Genomic DNA, 19659 nt, shown 5'->3' on the forward strand with positions numbered 1-19659 from the left:
AATGAAGTATATAAAAATAGGATTTCTATTCCTGATTTTTTTTATAGCATTTTATCTTAAAAGCTTTACAATTGGAGGTTTCGAATTGGTTTATGCCTGGAAACTACCTTTACTATTTTATTTGATATATCAGCTTGCCGGTCAGGAAATAAAATATGCATTTCTTGTGTTGGGTTATGCTTTTGCCATTAAAAATATTATTAATGTTTCATTTTTTGATTTTCCCCTCGATACATTCATAAATTTTATAAAATACATGAGTATACCCTTATTTGCTCATTGGATTTTGTTAAATGTTAATAGCCTTAAATCGTTACAAATATTGCGTATTGTCCCTGTATATTTGTCTGTGTTTTTTATTATTAGTAATGTTCCTTTTTACCTGGGAATAATTTCTGCTCCAGTTCAAACTATGATGTGGCTGGAAGATTCTCAGTTAGACGGATTAATAGGGATCTTAGGAGCTGCACATTATTCTTCGGTTGTTCTGGCTGTTACATCGGTAATTTTGCTCGAGTTTTTAATAAAAAAAAGAGCACAAGGTTTTATAAATGTAATTTTAATTTTTGTGCTTTTGTTGGGTTTGTTTTTTCTATTTAAAACCTATGCAAGAACAGGATGGTTGATGTTTGTACTTGGATCTTTTGTGCTGTTTATTCGGAATATATCGTTTAAGAATATGGGTAAAATAGCTATTGTTTCTATGGTATTAATAGGTGGCTTGTTTTTCCTATTTCAAACAAATGAGGGATTTCGACGGAGAGTTTTAGACGAACGAGCAGGTCAGGAAGAACAATCAACCTATGAAACAGTTGGTTCGGGAAGGCTTAAAATTGCAGAAATATATCTTGAAAATTTATATGAGAGTAATTTTCTTACCTATTTAATTGGTATGGGTATGGAAGAATCGATTCTTAGGTTCGAGAGAAAAGATGGGACTCCTCTTTTTGCGCACAATGGATTTATTCAAACGCTTGTAGATAATGGTCTTATAGGTTTTGCTTTGTATTTGATGTTTTTGATATTGATTTATCAGGCGATTTCTAAATCCGTAAGTAGTCATAATCAATTGGCTGTGGCAATTTTTTTTATGTTTATTTCATGTCTGGCTACACAGCAGGCAAATTACTTTTTACTCGATGTTTTTTTGTCTGTATATATTGGCATAGTACTTATTGAAGATCGTATTAATTTACATGTTCATTACCAAAAAATCAAACCTAAATTAGTATCTGATTAAAAACTTATTTGTTTATTAGTGCATCTGTTTTAGATGTTTACTGTAAAAACAGATGCAAGTTTATCCATAAATTTATTATAAAATATCCGTTCATTTTATTCATAAACATAATTAAAAGGAAATGTATACTTTTCAATTTATTTCATTGAGTGAACTGGGGCAGGTAGAGTATAAAGGGGAATTTCCTAGTTGTCAATATAAGTGGATAAAAGACTGGTATTCAGTTTTTAAAAATGTTGAGAATAATGTTATAGGTTATAAGAAAAAGCCTTATATAATTGCTGCTTATACAAATAATACTTTGGTAGCTATTGTTCCATTGGTTAAGTTATGCAGGGTTTATTGTAGGTGCATTCGTTTAGAATTTATTGAATTTTTAGATCAGCAATGGAGTAGTATGGGAAATGATATTATATCCGTTAAACCTTTACAGCATAGTTTTGTAAATGAACTAATTTATTGGATTGAGAAGAATATTAACTATCACTTTATTTTCCTGAAATATCTACCAAAATCGACCATATTAAAAGAAAAGTATAAAATGTATCATTATTCTGGAATTCCGTTTATACCTCTTTCTAAATATCAAGATTATCAGGATTTTAGAACGAGAGGTTATAAAAAAAGATTTCGAAAGCAATTGGATAGAACTTACCGAAAAATAGAGCGAGATGGTTTTACTTTTGATTTGTCGTTTGAAGATGTAAACGAAACCAATTTTGAAGATATTAAAAGAATTTCCAGGACAAAAAAACTTGATGGCAAAGGCTTTTTGTATGGAGACTCCAAAAAGGAAGAGTTTTATTTGAAACTGTTTAAGCATTATTCTTCTAAAGTTGTACTCGTTAAATTGAATAATCAGCCAGTAGCCTATGTTGTTAATATTGAGTGTAATGGTGTTAGAATAGGTGTAGATTGTGCTTTTGATAGAGAGTATCGTACATATGGCGTAGGTATACAGTGTATGAATGGTAATATTAAGTATAGTTTTACTGCTAAAAATGATCAGTTTTCTTTTGGTGATGGATTAGATCCTTATAAATTTCAGTTTACACATTGTGCAGAGCCTCTTTATATGTGTTTTGATTTTAAATACAGTTTCAAATCTATACTTGCTTTGCCTTTTTTAATGTATCTGATAAATAAGAAAGATAAAGAGGTTTATAATCAGCTTCAAAAAGTAGATTGTAATGAGTAGTTTAAAAAAGGCAATTGCCAATTCTTTAGGTTTTGTAATGCTCCTATTTTTTAAAAGAATAGCATTAAAGCAATTCGAAAAATGTGTTTTATCAATTTACTTTCACAATCCATCTGCAATTTTATTTAAGGGAATTATTAATTTTCTAAATGCAAACGGATTTAAATATATCGATGAAAAAGAATATTACGAAATCGTAAAAGGGAATGCAAATATAAGTGGCAGAAGTGTTTTTATTTCCTTTGATGATGGTTGGAGAGGTAACTTAAAGTTAATTCCTGTAATTGAAAAATATAATATTCCCATAACAGTTTTTGTATCGGTTAAACCTGTAATAAGTGGAAATTTTTGGTGGGAATATACCGATTATATAAAAAAAAATAATTCTAAAATTTCAAGTGTTGAGGATTTAAAAAAAATGACCAACGAGCAACGTCTTTATCATGTGAATAAAGCTATCGAGCATCGTAAACTTGAAAGATCTGCCATAAATAGTGATGAGTTGTGTTTATTACACAATCATCCTTTGATAACTATTGGAAGTCATACCTATACTCACCCAATAACAATAATGTGCAGTGATGATGAGCTGCAATTTGAATACAGGGAGTCGAAAAAATATTTAGAATCCTTACTTCATACCAATATCGAGTCTTTGTCATTTCCAAATGGAGATTACAATAAAAGGGATTTGAGCTTGTTAAAGAAAAATGCTTACATAATGGCTTTTACGACCTCTGTAAATATCTTTAATGATATTATTGATGAATATGAGATTCCCCGAATATCCATTAATTCCATGGGAGGAAAATATGAGAATATTTCTAGGATGCTGGGGTTATGGGATCAGTTTATTCAACCACTTCATTTTCGATTACGGGAAGTTAACCGGAAACTTAAAACTGCCATATATTGTTTTTAAAACTTTGTTTATTGTGTTTCCCCTAGATATAATCCTATTTAAATGAAAGAAATACTCTACATAAGTCCGGAATTTAAAAATAGTAGGGGCGGAATAGGTTTATGTGTAAATAATTATGCACAATTTATGCCGACCTTTAAGATATTGGTAACAAATAGTTTTCGTTCTAAGTTGCTCAATTTTATATATTTCCCTGTTTGTATTTGTCATTTATTCTTTAAATTAATTACTGATAAAGACATCAAAATCATTCATATTCATGGTGCATCGAAGGGAAGTTTCTACCGAAAATACATTCTTTTTATTATGGTAAGAAGTCTATTTCGTAAGAAGGTAATTTATCACATGCATGGAGGTGGATTTCGTGATTTTTATAATGATTCACCTTTGTTTATCCAAAAGAGGATTCGTTACATGATTAATTCTTCGGATCTGTTAATTTGTTTATCGCAAAAGTGGAAAGATTTTTTTACCGAAACATTTTATCCAAAGCGAATAGAGATACTTAATAATATGGTTTTGCCTCCTGTAAATACAGATAGAATAGAATCGAAAAGAAAGTTTAGACTCTTTTTTTTAGGCTTAATAGGGGATAATAAGGGGATATTTGATTTGTTAGAGGTGATTGCTGAAAATAAAGAACAGTTCGGGAAACTGCTTATTTTAAAGGTTGCCGGTAATGGAGAAATAATACGTCTGGAAAAGAGAATTAAAGAATTAGGAATTGATAAAATAGTGCAATTCCAAGGATGGGTAGATTCGAAAAAGAAGGAAGAATTATTTCGTTCATCAGATGCATTAATTCTTCCATCCTATAAGGAAGGCTTACCCTTATCGATACTAGAGGCTATGAGTTATGGACTACCCATTATATCAAGCGATGTGGGCGGAATTCCTGATCTGTTGCTTACGCATAAAAATGGAATATTACTTGAACCAGGAAATAAATTATCAATACAACAAGCGATTATGAGTCTTGTAAATAATAAAGATTTGGTGGAAAAATTTTCTAAAAGATCGATAGAAGGAGTTGCGGAATTTTATCCTCAGAGTGTGCTAAAAAAATTGAACTCTATTTATGATGAATTATAAACGAGCAAAGGATTTTATAGTTAAGAAGCTTAAGTATGGATTCGTTTTCGAGAGAGAATTAAGAAGAGTCAAATTCTTACATTCACTTGATAAATCTCAATTACTTGAGATGAAAAATAAAAAATTTATTCAGCAATATCGAAATGCCTATTTGAATTCTCGCTTTTATAATAATTTGTATCGCCACCATGGATTAACATTAAATTCAGTTAAATCTTTAAGCGATATTGAAAAATTGCCGATAATAAGTAGAAAAGACATTCAGCATAAAGTTGAGGATCTTCTTACTACAAAACGAATATTTGTGTACGAAGCATTTACCAGTGGAACATCTGGTTCGCCTCTAAAGATCTATCGCGATTATGTATCGGCATGTAGAGAACATGCTTACTTGCATTATTTTCAGCAGCTTTACGGCTATGAGTTAGGCGATCCGGTATTGTCATTAAGGTCTTTTCACGATAAAAACAGATTATCATATTTAGATAAAAGTAATAATATACTTCACTTGTCTAGTTTTCATATCAATTCTGATAGAATTAATGAATATCATCAGCTAATAAAGGGTTTTAAGCCAAAAGTGCTAAAATCTTATCCAGGATCGATGCATATTCTTGCTACAGAGCTTTATAAGGCTGGTAAAGAAATACAAATTCCTATTACTTTTTCAGCATCAGAAACTTTACATGATTTTCAAAAAAAGAATATTGAAAAAGTGATGAATACAAAAATTTATGATTGTTATGGTAATGCAGAGAGGACAGTTGCTTTGGGGCAGTATAATGGTTCTTTATATCGTGAATTTCCTTTGTATTCACATGTAGAGGTAAAATCGGATCATCTTATTACAAGCAGTTTTATAAACTCTTCGTTTCCTTTAATTCGTTATACAGTTAACGATGTACTTAAACTTTCGAATAGCGGTGACATAGATAAAATCGAAAAAATTATTGGTAGAAGTAACGATTATGTTTTAATGGAAAACGGACAGAAAGTTTCAAGTTTAGAATTGGCATTTAAAGAAGTCGAACATTTATGCGCAGCTCAAATTGTTCAGAAACAAATTGGTTGTTTGAATGTTAATATCGTTCCTGATAAGAAGTTCTCAGAAAAAAACCGACAGCATCTCGAACAAAACTTAAGAAATTATTTAGGAGATAAATGTAGAATTCGTTTTGATATTATAGATACCAATCAATTGATTTTAACTCAGAAATCGAAATTTAAATTTGTGGTTTCTCAATTAGATAAAACCAAAGTAGGATAAATAATAACCTCTTGTTTAAACGATTAAATCTCATTTAAAAAAATACTATGACAAATTTATGTCTTACTCTCGATTATGAATTGTTTGGTTCGGGAAGAGGAAATGTATTTCAGCATATTATTGAGCCTACAGAACGTTTATTAACGATTTGTTCGGAGCATAATGTTAAGCTTAGTATTTTTTTTGAAGTTGTGGAGTATTGGAAAATTAAAGAATACTATGAAAATGGGGTAAGTATGGGCTATCAGTGTAATCCTGCTGATGCAATGAAAGAGCAAATTATTAGGGCTTATCAGCAAGGACACGATATTCAGCTACATGTTCATCCACAATGGATTGATGCAAAATATACAAATGATAAATGGATCCTGAATTTAGATTACTGGAGATTACCTCAGCTGCCAATGCAGGCGAACGAATCAATTAGTATGGGATTAAATGATTTGATTAGAAATGGGAAACGATGTCTGGAAGAGTGGTTACAAGTAATAAACCCTGATTATAAATGCAATATTATTCGTGCAGGAGGTTATAATGTAGATCCTTCTCAAAACCTGATTAAAGTATTAAAAGATAATGATTTTGTTGCAGATAGTTCGGTGTATTATGGTGGAATTATGAATAGTGAATTATCAAAATATGATTATTCCGAATTATCGCAGGAAATTCCTTACTGGTATAGTTCTAGTTTTTCTTTATTTAAAGAGGATAGGAATGAATCGGGTATTTTAGAATTGCCGGTTTTTGCAGATAATATCCGTAGGATACATAAGTACGATTGGATAAGGATAAAGTCAGCATTGAAAAATAAAACAAATGCAGTAGAAAAATTTAAGAATAATTCTTTAAAAAAATCGAAGTGGGAAATGCTTGGTTTTATACTCGATAAAGAGGCGGTTACCTGGGATTTCTGTTTGTTCTCAACTTTTAAAATGAAAAGATATTTAAAAAAGGTCAATAAAATTCAGTTAAAATCTTCATTTCCTTTTCATCCTTTTGTATTAGTTGGGCATCCTAAAGATTTTTATTATTCGGATGCACTAAACTACATAATACAGTATAATAGAAAACAAAAAGGAAGATTTTTAACAGTAAGCGAAACGGTAGAGAAAATAAAAAGTGCTGCTGTTAACCGGCCAGCAGTTTGTAAAGAAGAATTAATTATTGATAAGATAAATCAGTAAATTATGATTAAACCCCTTGTTAGTGTTAAAACCATTACTTATAACCATCTGCCTTATATAAAAGATTGTATAGAAGGTGTTTTAATGCAGAAAACCAATTTTAGTTTTGAATATATTATTGGTGATGATTGTAGTACCGATGGAACAGCAGATATTGTGAATGAATATGCTCAAAAATATCCACATATAATTAAATTGATTTCGTCTGAAAATAATGTGGGTGCCTGGCAGAACGATAGACGAACAACCAATGCATGTAATGGAAAGTATGTGGCTGTTTGTGAAGGTGATGATTTTTGGACTGATACTCTAAAATTACAAAAGCAGATTGATTTCTTAGAAGCTAATCCCGATTATGGAATGGTGCATTGTGATTTTTCCAATAAAATTGGCAGGATATTGGTTCGAAATGTTTGGAAAAACAGGCAAATTCCTCAGGGTGATGTTTTCCAAGAGTTGGTCCTGGAGAATTTTGTGGTTACAGCTACAGTTTGCATGCGGAACGATCTACTGCAGGAAATATGCATTAATAGTGCCGACAAAACAAAAAAATGGATAATGGGTGATTACCCTTTATGGCTTGAGATTGCCAGTAGAATGAAAATCGGTTTTATTACCGATGATATGGCTACTTATCGGGTACATTCTAATTCTGTTTCTCATAATCTTGATCTAGAGGGGAGTTATAAATTTTTTACGGACAGATATGACATAAAAAGATATTTCGCAAATGAATATGGAGCTAAACACTTGAATTCTACTATTGAGGATAATTATCACAAGGAGCTTTTAAAGTTTTCAATATTCATGAAGAGTTCGAATTTAAGAAGGCAGTGTATTAATCATTATAAAGGCAGTGAGAAAAAACGTTTCTTTTTGTGGAATTTATTTGCAAAATATTCAATTCTCGATCCTCTTTTTAATCTGCTTTACTTTTTGAAGCAAAAATTTAAGTTGCGGGAATCATTATAATTAAAGTATAAAATTATTCTATTTAGAAAAGCTATTTATAATTATGAAAGATAATGAGTATACATTTAAACGTATTTCTTTACAGCAGTTTGCAGAGATAAAATACCATAGTGATTTTCCCAGCTCTATAGTTGATTGGCTTTTGGAATGGTATGTTATTTTCAATAAAAAGCAGGATAATGTGCTTGGTTATAATAAGGATTTATATTTAATAGCTTCCTATCAAGAAGGAAAAATTGTGGCTATTTTACCATTAGTTTGTGTTACCCGACGTTATTTTGGACTTTTTTCGGTACGTTTTTTAGAGTTTCTAGGTCAGCAGTGGTCTAGTTTTGGGAACGATTTAATTATTATTGAAAAAATAGGAAAAGATTTTTTTCTGCAGTTAAAGAGTTGGATCAAACAAAATATATCCTATAATTTTTTGTTTCTTAAGTTTATGCCAAGAGAGTCGATTATTGAAAGGAATTGCCGCTTTTATAGTCACGGTGGAGCTCCGGCAATTAATCTTTCTAATTATGAGGATTACAATCAATATGCCAAGCAGAATCATTCTCGTAATTTAAAACAGAATTTGCGGAAAGCTTTAAACAAAACAAAAAAAAATAATATTCAAATTCAGGAATGTGTCGAAGAAATAAATGATTCTAATTTTAAGGAGATTAAACGAATATCAAAAAGCAAATTGATTGACAATAAGGGGTTTGTATATGGTGATAAGGAAAAAGAAAATTTCTATCGATTTGTGTATCAAAAGTTCGATTCGAATGTGGTTTTTGTAAAGTTTAATGGTGTAGCTGTAAGTTACCGCACGAATATTTTTCTTAATGGAAACAAATATTGTGTTGATGCGGCCTTTGATCGTGATTACAGAAAATACAATTTGGGAATTTGGAATGTAGATGCCAGTATTAAAGATAGTTTCTCCAGAGGCATTAAAATTCATTCGATGGGACCCGGATTAGATAGCTATAAGTTCAAGTTTGCCAATGCTTTTAATAATTATTTTATGTGTGTAGATTGGAAGTTTAGCTTTAAATCATTACTTCTTATTCCATACTTTATTTATTTATTGCGCAGAAAAAATAGTTCCGTTAATCAAGAGTTGCAAAACTTTGGTTTTTAGCAAGGGCTGCTTGTAAAATCACATTATAATCAATTGAGAAGTCTTATTGCAAAATGGCTTGTTTTCGAACAGGCTTACTATCAAACACCCTTTTATTTCTAGTGTGCCTATTTAAAATTTCTTTGATATGATTGTTGAAAATAGAAGTAAAATTGCAGAAAGTTTTGAACGTTTAAGAGAATATTGTGAGGCGGAAGAATTTAAAGGCTGGGATCCTTATGATGGATTAAATTCCAAAATTTTTAAGGCTTTTCCTTTAGTAAATAAGAGCAGGCTAATTCGATTAATTTGGATACAGATATTTAAACGAAACTTAATTAATTTCCGGGATCTTGCAGGGATTAAAAAGGCTTATAACCCTAAAGGTCTTGGTTTATTTCTTAGCGGTTATTGTAAGCTTTATCAATTTGATCGCACACAGGAGGTAAGATCCCGGATTGTTTTTCTCTCTAAAAAGTTATTAGAATTACAAAGTAAAGCTTGGTCGGGTGCTTGTTGGGGTTATAATTTCGATTGGCAGGCTCGTGCATTTTTTCAACCCAAAGGAACACCATCGGTTGTTGTTACATGCTATGTAGCTAATGCTCTACTCGATGCCTATGAGATATTAGAAGATCCCGAATTACTCGAAACAGCCATAAGTGCAAAGGATTTTATCTTAAACGATTTACATAGAACTTATGATGAAAAAGGAGATTTCTGTTTTTCATATTCTCCTTTAGACAAAACGCAGGTTTTTAATGCCAGTTTGCTGGGAAGTAGCTTGTTAGCTCGTATTTTTTATTATACAGGAAATGAGGAATTGGCAATTAATGCCAAACATTCGGTTCAGTTTTGTGCTACCAATCAGAATACCAATGGTTCCTGGTCCTACGGAACTTTAGCTTATCATTCCTGGATTGATAATTTTCATACCGGATTCAACCTGGAAGCCATAAACAATTATCAAAAATATACGCAAGATAAATCATTTGATAGTATACTAACTACAGGATTAAACTACTACCTGGGGAATTTTTTTACCAACGAGGGCATACCCAAATATTATAACAACTCAATTTATCCTATAGACATTCATTGCCCAGCTCAGTTGCCAATTACTTTGAGCAAACTGGGAAAGCTAAACGAAAATATTGAGTTGGTAGATAAGGTTATGAATTGGACTCTATCCAATATGCAAAGTTCCCGTGGATATTTCTTTTTTCGAGCAGGAAAAAGATTTAAAATCACCATCCCCTATATTCGCTGGGCACAAGCCTGGATGTTTTTATCATTATCAACTTTATTAATGGAAACCTTAAAAGCACCAGAATATGAGAAAGAGAATTACAATAATGAATTCGCCGGTTGATGTTTTAACAATGCGCCAAACTATTGACTTAATTAGTGATTCCATTCGCGATAGAAAACCAATTCAACATATTGTTGTGAATGCAGCAAAACTGGTTCTCATGCAGGAAGATAAAGAATTGTATCAATCGGTTGTGAAAAGTGATATAATAAATGCAGATGGAATGGCTGTTGTATGGGCCGCCGAAATTTTAGGAAAGCCCTTACCTGAAAGAGTTGCAGGTGTTGATTTAATGCAAGAACTTGTGATACTAGCCTCAGAGAAAAAGTATAAAATATTTTTCTTTGGCGGAGTAGAAGAAGTGGTTTGCGAGGTTGTTCGTAAATACAAATCTGTATTTGGCGAGGAAATAATAGCTGGATATCGTAATGGCTATTTTAAGAAAAATCAGGAAGCAAATATTGCTGCGCAAATAGCAGAATCTAAAGCCGATATTTTATTTGTAGGAATTAGTTCGCCGACCAAAGAAATATTTCTGAATACTTATAAAGATAAATTAAAAGTGCCTTTTATTATGGGAGTGGGAGGATCTTTTGATGTGTTGGCGGGAAAAGTAAAAAGAGCACCCAAATGGATGCAAAAATCTGGTTTGGAATGGTTTTTTCGTTTTTTACAGGAGCCAGGACGAATGTGGAAGAGATACTTGTTTACAAATTCTCTGTTTATTTATTATGTATTAAAAGAAAAATTTAAAAGTCTATTCGCAATTAAAAGATCTAACTAAAATCTTCTACTAAAACCACTTTAAACCTTAATAAACCAAGCATGATTAAAGGAAGAGAAAAAACACTAGCAAGAATTAGTATTCTTTCGCAGGTGGCTTTGTCTGCAGCATGTTACTGGCTTGTGACCTGGGCGGTAACAAATTTCTTGCGACCAATGCAAATTGCTGATCATGACAACAATACCATTTATTTATTGATAATAGCCATTTGGTATACTCTTATAAAGGAATTTAACCTGGGTAAAATGCTTAGAGTTAAAACCTACTCCGAATTATTTACCGAATATTTTGCAATGGTATTTATTAGCTCTGCGATTCTATATTTGGGCAGTTTGTTTTTAACCGATTCTGTGCCTGTTTTAATTCTTTGTTTGTTTGCCTGTTTAAATATGACTTTACTTTTCGGCTTTAGACTGTTAAGTTATCATTTTTTTAAAAAGATAAGAGGAAAGGGCTACAATCGACGAAATGTATTAATCGTTGCCGACGATGAATCTTACGTCCATTTTATTGACAGAATGCTTTTCGTTAAAGATTGGGGCTATCATGTGTGGGCCATAATGTCCGATGGGAAGCATATAAAAGATCAGTATGAATCGCATGTTAGAGTTCTTCCGGAACATTTTCAACTCACAGAAATAATAGATGCCAACGTGGTTGATGAAGTAATCTATTGTAAAGGAAATTTTGATAATACTGAAGTTCGCGACTTGATTTATACCTGCTCCGAGGTAGGTGTAAAATTTCGGGTTTATTCCGAATTGCTTAGTGTAGTTAGTATGCAGTCTCATCTGACTTATTTTAAAGAACTTCCCTTCTTAACATTTGCAAATACTACCAAGAATTATTTTGCTCTTAAAGTGAAGGAGATATTAGATTTTATTTTTTCTTTCCTAATAATTTTGCTGATCTCTCCAATATTGTTAGCCATAGTAATTGCAATAAAGATTGAAGATCGGGGAACGATTTTTTTTAAGCAAAGACGAGTTGGTCTGAATGGACGAATTTTTTCCTGTTTAAAATTTAGAACAATGGTCGAAAATGCTGAGGCTTTAAGGGTTAGTTTAGAGAATCAGAACGAACAAAGCGGACCTGTTTTTAAAATTAAGAATGATCCTCGGGTTACCAAAGTAGGACGCTTTTTAAGAAGAACATCATTAGATGAATTGCCACAATTTTTTAATGTTTTAAAGGGCGAAATGTCCATTGTAGGACCCAGACCTCCAATTCCATCGGAAGTGCAGCAATATCAGCGTTGGCAACGTCGCCGATTAAGTATGAAACCGGGAATTACTTGTATTTGGCAAGTCTCGGGTCGCAATAACATTCCTTTCGAAGAGTGGATGAGATTAGACATGATGTATATCGATACTTGGTCGTTAAAGCTCGATTTAATGCTTTTTATAAGTACCATCAAAGTTGTTTTAACTGGCGATGGGCAGTGATTTACTGAGGGTTCAAACTTTCCTTTCTCCTTAATAGTGCATATTATCAATGAAATAAACCACCAATTACTAGTTAACAAGCGATAATTATTAATTAAAAAACCAAGACCATGACTAAAAAATATTTAATCCTAATGGGCCTTTTTATAGTAATAGGGCTTATTTCCTGTCGATCGAATAAGGATTTGGTGTATTTGCAGGATGCTGATGCTGAGGTTTTAGCACCCGATTTTGTGATTAGCGCACCCGAATACAAAATTAAAACGAACGATAATTTGTTTGTGAGTATAATATCTTTGAATTCAGAGATAAATCAATTGTATAATCCTGCACAGAGTATCGGTGGACAACAGGGTAATCAGCAGTTGTATAGTCAGTTACCCGATCAGTATCTTAATGGATATTTAGTAGATTCTCAGGGGAATATTTCCTTGCCAATAATTGGAAATGTAGGAGTGGCCGGTTTAAGTCAGGCTCAGGCTCAGGCAAAAGTGCAAGAACATGCCAACGAGTATTTGAAAGATGCCAGTGTAAAAGTGAAATTATTAAATTTTAGGGTTAGTGTAATGGGGGAAGTTACAAGTCCTGGAGTTTACTATAATTACAATAGCAACTTAACTATTTTAGAGGCCATTAGTATGGCCAATGGTATTACCGATCACGCTAAAATAAATAGAATTTTGGTAATTAGAAATTCCAATAATCAGAGTAAAACTTATCGTGTTGATCTATCTTCCAAAAATGTATTAAAATCAGAAGCCTTTTTTTTGCAGCCAAATGATGTTGTTTATGTTGAGCCTCATAAAATTAAAAGTACCGATATGAACTCTAATATTTATAGTTTGTTGTTGTCGACTGTTTCAACCGCTGTGCTTATTACCAGTTTGATTATTTCCAATTAATATTGAGCCATTATGCAATATGTAGATGAAGTAATGGATTATTTCGATAAAAAAGAAGGTCCTGATGTGAAAGAATTTCTCTATCGCATCTTGTCCAAATGGAAATTATTTGTGTTTTGTGGAATTCTTGGGCTTGGTGCTGGTTACCTGGTCAGTAAATATACTACGCCTGTTTATATGATGCGAAGTTCTCTTTGGGTACATGTTGATACGGAAGAAACGAATGCTAAAGCGATGTTTGAGGGGTATCAGGTTAAGGATAAGGCAAATATTCAAAACCATGTTGAGATCCTAAAATCATTTACCCTGAATAGGAAAGCAATGGAGAATTTAAACTGGAAACAATCCTGGTTTAAAAGTAAACTGTTTAGAAATGAAGGTTTGTATCGTAAAGAGCCATTTGAGGTGGTACAGCATGAAGGGGTTAATCTGTATCAAATTCCGATATATATAAGTCAGTTAGATAAATATACCTACAAAATTAAAGTAGATGGAAAAGCTGAATATAAGGATGATGAAATTAAGGTGAAGTTTGAGGAAGAAGCCTTTTTCGATATGCCTTTTAAGAATGAATATTTCAATTTTACACTGAAGAAAAATCAGAAGAAAATAAACAGGGAAAAAAATTATTTCTTTGTTTTTAATGATTTGGATAAGATTACATTGAGATATATTGATAACATGTTGATTAGTGCTGCGGAGAAAAAAGCCGAATTAATACACCTTAGAATCGATGATAGTGAACCCGCTCGTGGAGTAGATTATTTGAATGAGTTGAATTGGGTTTATCTCCAATTTATGCTAATAGAGAAGAATAAAAAATCGGAAAATACGGTTCGTTTTATTGATTCTCAGCTAAAAGGTATTGTTGATTCATTGCAATTGGCAGGACAAAGTTTTACTAATTTTCGATCGAGGAACAGAATTGTTGATTTAGGACAGGAAGCAGGTGTTGTTGTTGCTAAAATGGAAGAAATAGAGAGCCAGTTATCTGAGGCTCAAATTTCTTTGGAATACTATGAAAATTTGCTTCGTAATTTGGGCGATGCCAATCGAATGAAACAAATGCTCGCACCTTCAGTAGCAGGTATAAGCGATTCGTCCATAGGTGCTTTGGTTGCTAAGCTTACCGATTTGTATGGTAAAAGAGAAGTGTTATCCTATAGTGTGCAAGCCAAAAATCCTAGCCTCCTTATTTTAAATAAAGAGATTGATTTAATCCGTCAAAGCTTAGACGAAAATCTAAAGACTTTGGTGGCAAACTCTCAAATCGAAGTTCAAAGCCTGAGTTCAAGAATGGATAAAGTAAAAGCACAGCTTGCCAGAATGCCAAAGAATGAACAGAAATTGAATAATATGAAGCGTAATTTCGATTTGAATAATGAGCTATATACTTTTTTGTTGAAAAAAAGAGCTGAAGCGGCAATTGCTAAAGCTTCGAATGTTTCAGATTCGCAGATTATAGATCCTGCCCGCCTTTCAACCATTGTAAAAACAAAACCTAATATTGCTATAAATCTTTTAATTGGTTTGCTTTTGGGCTTAGGTTTGCCTTTTTTAATTATCATATTACGGGAGTTCTTTAATGATAATATTCAGAGTAAAGAGGAATTACGTAAAAATACACAATTGCCAATTTTAGGAACAATTATTCACAATCGATACGAAAATTTACTTCCTGTCTTTCATCATCCAAGATCTTCTATTTCTGAATCTTTTAGGACCTTACGAACCAATCTTAATTATGTTGTGCCCGATCAGCCTTGTAAAATCATCGGAATACATTCGACTATGCCTTCTGAAGGAAAGTCGTTTGCCTCGGTTAACTTAGCTACTATTATAGCTATGAATAATAAGAAAGTTTTATTGATTGGTGCCGATATGAGAAAACCTCAGATTGATAATATTTTTGATTTGGAGAATACGGTAGGTTTGAGCACTTATTTAGTTCGGTATAATAAATGGCAGGAGATTATCCAGGAATCAAAAATTAAGAATTTAGATTGTGTAAGTTCCGGGCCTATTCCTCCCAATCCGGCTGAACTTCTTGAAAATGGGCGATTGAAATTATTTTTAGAGAAAATCAATAATAGTTATGATTATGTAGTAATTGATAATGCTCCAATTTCAATGGTTACCGATGCTTATATTACTGGAAAATTGTCTCATGCAAATCTCTTTGTTTTGCGTCAGGATTATAGTCATCGCGATCAGATTGATTTTGTAAATCAAATATCCGAAAAAGGAAATATCGAAAATGTTTCTCTAATTTTGAACGATGTTGATGCATCAAGTAAGTATGGACATTATTCAAACGGAAAGGGCTACTACTATGAGGAACCTTCACAAGGAATGTTAGATCGTCTTTGGCAAAAACTTAGTAGTAATTAATATTTAGATCGTGATGGAATAAAATCGAAGCTTTTTATTCATTTACATTGAGATAGAACCAAATAATTGCATAATTTTATAGGAGTGTTATTTTCTAAAATTTTGCTTATGATTATTGCAGTTGATTTTGATGGTACGATAGTACAACATAAATATCCAAAAATAGGAAAAGAGATCCCTTTTGCTATTGAAAGTTTGCTTCAACTGCAAAAAGAAGGACATCAAATTATTTTGTGGAGTTACCGAACAGGAGAACTATTGCAGGAAGCCATTCGTTTTTGTAGTAGTAATGGTTTAGAGTTTTATGCTGTTAACTGTAATTATCCCGAAGAGGAATTTGACGAATGCGTGAGTCGAAAAATTTATGCCGATTTATATATTGATGATCGAAATATTGGCGGATTGCCAGATTGGGGAAATATCTATAATATGATTTCAAATTCGAATACAGAGCCTAAAAATGAAGCAAATTCAAAAGGCTCTATCATTCGATTTTTGGATAATATTTTTGGAGAGTAGTTTGCTAAAATTAGAAAGATAGTTCAATTTTGACTTTCTTCTTTTTAACTTTCTCATGTTTTAGTTTACCAATTAATTTTTTTCCTAGTCCTCTTTTTACAGCCACATAAGAGGTGTGATCTAAAACATCGATTTTTCCAAGTTCATCTTTCTTCATTTTTCCCATTTTAAAGAAAAATCCTACCAAATCAACTTTGTTTACCTTTTCCTTTTTGCCAACTCCAACGTAAAGGGTTTCCCATTCGGGTAATTTTGGAACACTAATTTCCTCCAAAAGTGGCATTATTTCCATATCCTCAGGAATAAAATCAGGAACTCGTTCGGCTTCGGCAAGAACAATAAATGAATTCCCATTGGCGTGCATACGAGCAGTTCTTCCATTACGATGCACAAAAGCTTCCTCTACTCTTGGCAGTTGATAGTGAATTACATTTTTTATTTCTGGAATATCCAATCCGCGTGAGGCCAAATCGGTGGTAATTAACAAATGGTTACTTCCATTTCTAAATTTAATTAAAGCTCGTTCCCGGTCCGATTGCTCTAATCCACCGTGGAAAATATCACAACTAATTTCCTCATCCAGCAATAGTTCCCCAATTCTTTCTACAGCATCTCTGTGATTACAAAAAACAAGACTCGGTTGATCTCCAACTTTACAAATTAACTGAAAAAGAGCAGCAAGTTTGTCTTTGTCATTCGCAATTACCTTCATTTGTGTTAAGGCAATTTGTTTTTCTTCCGGAAGAAAATTAATTTCTTTTGGAAAGTTCATTTGTGCAAATTCAGGGAGTTCAATTCCTTTTGTTGCCGAAGTAAGAATTTTCTTAATGCGATTGGGTAATGCTTGAATTACCTCGGTCATTTCTTTCTGAAATCCCAATTCAAGAGCCTTATCAAACTCATCCAAAATTAGAATCTTAATTTTAGAGCAATCTACATTTTCTCTGCGAATATGATCTGCTATTCTTCCCGGAGTTCCAATTAAAACAGCAGGAGGAGTTGTTAAGTTATTCTTTTCAATTTTCATGGAATGTCCACCATAACAGCAATTTACTTTCAGCGACGTTCCTAAGGATTTAAAAACGGATTCAATTTGCAAAGACAACTCTCTGGCAGGAGAAAGAATCAATGCCTGAACACCTCTTTCCGTTGGGTTCAGATTTCGCAGCATTGGCAATAAAAAAGCCAGTGTTTTCCCTGAACCAGTAGGAGACAAAAGAACCAAATCTTTATTGGTACTCCATGCTTTAGCTGTAGAGTTTTGCATTTCATTCAATTCCTGAATGCCCAGTTTCTTTAAAATATCTTCCGTATTTATTTTCATGCCGCAAAGGTAATAACAATTTAATCAGTTTTAGGTAACCTATCAGAAACATACTCTTATCTTACCTTTCTTAAATTAGCATAGACAAACTACAATCTATAATTATGGAAGCTCGCAAAGAAGGAATGTACAGAATTGAAGTTTTTAATCTTGAAGGAGATATAGTTTTTCTGAGTCTGGATTCTTTAAATCATTTTTATGAGGATTCCTTGCCTGGGAACTTGCCTTAAGATGCATATACAGTAAGAATTTCAGGAAATGATGATTATTTTTACGAGAAGTTATTGATTGCCGAAGAATGCTAGTATTATTGTAGATATTAATAGCTGAATTTTTATTCAAAAGCTAAATGTGTTAGGTTTGTGATAGAATTTTATTGCTTTCCTAATTCCTATGACCAAAGAATCGAAATTACTTTCTAATTATCTAAAACAAAAGCAGATTAGAGCATTAAAAGAATTAATGCCACAGGTTTTTAATGGTGATAAACTGAATTTAAACCAACTGAAAAGTTATTTGGGAAGTGATTTGTATTCCGATGAGAATAATTACGGATTAAGCTGGTTTAGTAAGCAGTTATGTGTCGATATGAATGAAGATACTGAACTGGGAAAATTCATTTTAGATAAAGAAAAATCTTTAGGATTAAATAATAGCAACTTTTTAATTGAAGGGGATAACTTAAGTGGTATAAAGCTTTTAAAAAAGAACTATCGTGGCAAAATTAAGCTGATCTATTTCGATCCTCCCTACAATACAGGCAAGCAATTTGTTTTTAGTGATAATTATCAGATTAGTTCTTCTCAATATCTGGATTATCTGAATGAATTGAACCCAGTTAGAGTTGATACTTTAATGCAAAATAGAATAGAAAGTGGAGAAAAGCATACCCAATGGTTAAATATGATTTATCCACGATTGATACATGCCTGCGATTTATTAACTAAAGATGGGCTTATTTTGTTTTCGATTGATGAATCGGAAAAAAGTAATTTGTAAATTATCTGTAACGAAGTACTTGGAGAGGCAAACTTTGTTGGTTTGTTTATCTGGATTAATAGAAGTATTCCAAACGATTCGTCTAATTTTTTTGCTACTACGCATGAATATATTTTAGTGTATGCAAAAAATAAAGAATTGATAAAATTTAAAGGTGAGGAGAAGGATTTATCTTTGTATGCTAACCCTGATTGCGATTGTAATGGAGATTGGATTGCTGATAATCCAACAGCAGCAAGTGGAAATGAGAACTCGCGTTTCCCAATTAAAAATCCTATGACAGGAGAAGAATATTTACCGCCATTGGGAAGATATTGGGCATTTTCAAAAAATAGAGTAGAGGAGTGGACTAAATCTGGTAAGTTAATTTTTCCTGAGGAGCTTGGAAAACGTTTTTTGCTTAAAAAATACAAAAGCGAATTAAAAAGCAGAAGAAAACCTATATCTTCAATAATTACCGATATTCCTACATCGAAAGGTACTAAAGAGCTGAAAGCTTTATATCCCGAAGGAGTACCATTTAAGTATCCTAAACCTACCGATTTACTTGTGAAATTATTTGAGCAACTAAGTGATGATGGAGATTATATTCTCGATTTATTTGCCGGATCGGCTTCGACTGCTCATGCTATCTTTAAATTAAATGAAAAAGAGAATACCAATCGTCATTTTATTTGTCTACAAAACGATGAGCCAATACACAAAGGTACCGATGCTTACAAAATAGGGTTTCGGAGTTTGTGCGATCTATCAAGAGATAGAATTGTTAGAGCAGGAAAATTGTATTCTTCAGAAAAATCAGGGTTTAATTATTTAAAAATTGAGTTTTAGGAGTAAAAATTCCTGTGTTTTGATGTTTTATTCTAAAATCATACTAAACGATTCTTATAAGTTATACTTTATCAGTTTTATTTACTTAATAGTGTTGCTTGTTGTTGAAATTATACTCAAGTTTTTTTACTTTGCATAAGGCTACCGACTAATTGGAAAGCTCAAAAAACAA

General features: G+C 32.3%; 15 protein-coding genes and 1 pseudogene. 15 read left to right on the top strand and 1 reads right to left on the bottom strand.

Annotated elements, in window-relative coordinates; genetic code table 11:
* Window position 1 precedes the first annotated feature (1 nt).
* The 14 genes from ACT3CE_RS04605 to ACT3CE_RS04670 all read left to right on the top strand — a co-directional run bounded on the left by ACT3CE_RS04605 (window position 2) and on the right by ACT3CE_RS04670 (window position 16333).
* Entirely contained in the window at window positions 2-1240 is a 1239-nt protein-coding gene (locus ACT3CE_RS04605) for an O-antigen ligase family protein (protein WP_444708586.1), read from the top strand.
* A 121-nt stretch (window positions 1241-1361) separates the two neighbouring features.
* Window positions 1362-2438, top strand: coding sequence for a GNAT family N-acetyltransferase (locus ACT3CE_RS04610; protein ID WP_444708587.1), 1077 nt, complete (start codon window positions 1362-1364; stop codon window positions 2436-2438).
* Window positions 2431-3360, top strand: a complete 930-nt coding sequence (locus ACT3CE_RS04615; RefSeq protein WP_444708588.1) for a polysaccharide deacetylase family protein — start codon at window positions 2431-2433, stop codon at window positions 3358-3360. Before ACT3CE_RS04610 ends, ACT3CE_RS04615 begins: the two co-directional genes overlap by 8 nt.
* 42 nt (window positions 3361-3402) lie before the next feature.
* Window positions 3403-4452, top strand: coding sequence for a glycosyltransferase family 4 protein (locus tag ACT3CE_RS04620; protein WP_444708589.1), 1050 nt, complete (start codon window positions 3403-3405; stop codon window positions 4450-4452).
* A gap of 109 nt (window positions 4453-4561) precedes the next feature.
* The gene (locus tag ACT3CE_RS04625) at window positions 4562-5719 is read left to right on the top strand and encodes a hypothetical protein (protein WP_444708590.1); all 1158 of its coding nucleotides are present in this window, start codon (window positions 4562-4564) and stop codon (window positions 5717-5719) included.
* A gap of 47 nt (window positions 5720-5766) precedes the next feature.
* Window positions 5767-6903: a hypothetical protein gene (locus tag ACT3CE_RS04630; RefSeq protein ID WP_444708591.1), complete on the top strand. Its 1137-nt coding sequence runs from the start codon at window positions 5767-5769 to the stop codon at window positions 6901-6903.
* A 3-nt stretch (window positions 6904-6906) separates the two neighbouring features.
* Entirely contained in the window at window positions 6907-7875 is a 969-nt protein-coding gene (locus ACT3CE_RS04635) for a glycosyltransferase (protein WP_444708592.1), read from the top strand.
* A 43-nt stretch (window positions 7876-7918) separates the two neighbouring features.
* Window positions 7919-9001, top strand: coding sequence for a hypothetical protein (locus tag ACT3CE_RS04640; RefSeq protein ID WP_444708593.1), 1083 nt, complete (start codon window positions 7919-7921; stop codon window positions 8999-9001).
* A 127-nt stretch (window positions 9002-9128) separates the two neighbouring features.
* Window positions 9129-10352 (top strand): hypothetical protein, encoded by a 1224-nt coding sequence (locus ACT3CE_RS04645; protein ID WP_444708594.1) that lies wholly within the window; start codon window positions 9129-9131, stop codon window positions 10350-10352.
* The gene (locus ACT3CE_RS04650) at window positions 10315-11076 is read left to right on the top strand and encodes a WecB/TagA/CpsF family glycosyltransferase (protein ID WP_320118835.1); all 762 of its coding nucleotides are present in this window, start codon (window positions 10315-10317) and stop codon (window positions 11074-11076) included. The genes ACT3CE_RS04645 and ACT3CE_RS04650 overlap by 38 nt, the downstream gene beginning before the upstream one ends.
* A gap of 41 nt (window positions 11077-11117) precedes the next feature.
* A complete protein-coding gene (locus ACT3CE_RS04655) occupies window positions 11118-12521 on the top strand; it encodes a sugar transferase (RefSeq protein WP_444708595.1) in 1404 nt (467 codons plus the stop codon).
* 110 nt (window positions 12522-12631) lie between these two features.
* Window positions 12632-13423: a polysaccharide biosynthesis/export family protein gene (locus tag ACT3CE_RS04660; RefSeq protein ID WP_444708596.1), complete on the top strand. Its 792-nt coding sequence runs from the start codon at window positions 12632-12634 to the stop codon at window positions 13421-13423.
* A 12-nt stretch (window positions 13424-13435) separates the two neighbouring features.
* On the top strand, window positions 13436-15814 hold the full coding sequence (locus ACT3CE_RS04665; RefSeq protein WP_444708597.1) for a GumC family protein: 2379 nt from the start codon (window positions 13436-13438) through the stop codon (window positions 15812-15814).
* A 108-nt stretch (window positions 15815-15922) separates the two neighbouring features.
* Window positions 15923-16333 carry a BT0820 family HAD-type phosphatase gene (locus ACT3CE_RS04670; RefSeq protein ID WP_320118839.1) on the top strand — a complete coding sequence of 137 codons (411 nt, stop codon included), beginning with the start codon at window positions 15923-15925 and terminating at the stop codon, window positions 16331-16333.
* Window positions 16334-16343: 10 nt separating this feature from the next.
* Here ACT3CE_RS04670 and ACT3CE_RS04675 read toward each other — a convergent pair whose 3' ends face one another.
* Window positions 16344-17657 (bottom strand): DEAD/DEAH box helicase, encoded by a 1314-nt coding sequence (locus ACT3CE_RS04675; protein ID WP_444708598.1) that lies wholly within the window; start codon window positions 17655-17657, stop codon window positions 16344-16346.
* A 588-nt stretch (window positions 17658-18245) separates the two neighbouring features.
* Between ACT3CE_RS04675 and ACT3CE_RS04680 the strand changes: the two are divergent.
* Window positions 18246-19487: pseudogene (locus tag ACT3CE_RS04680) on the top strand (site-specific DNA-methyltransferase).
* Window positions 19488-19659: the final 172 nt, after the last annotated feature.

The sequence above is a fragment of the Marinifilum sp. RC60d5 genome, assembly GCF_052400665.1.
In the GTDB taxonomy this organism is placed as follows: domain Bacteria; phylum Bacteroidota; class Bacteroidia; order Bacteroidales; family Marinifilaceae; genus JBQTGK01.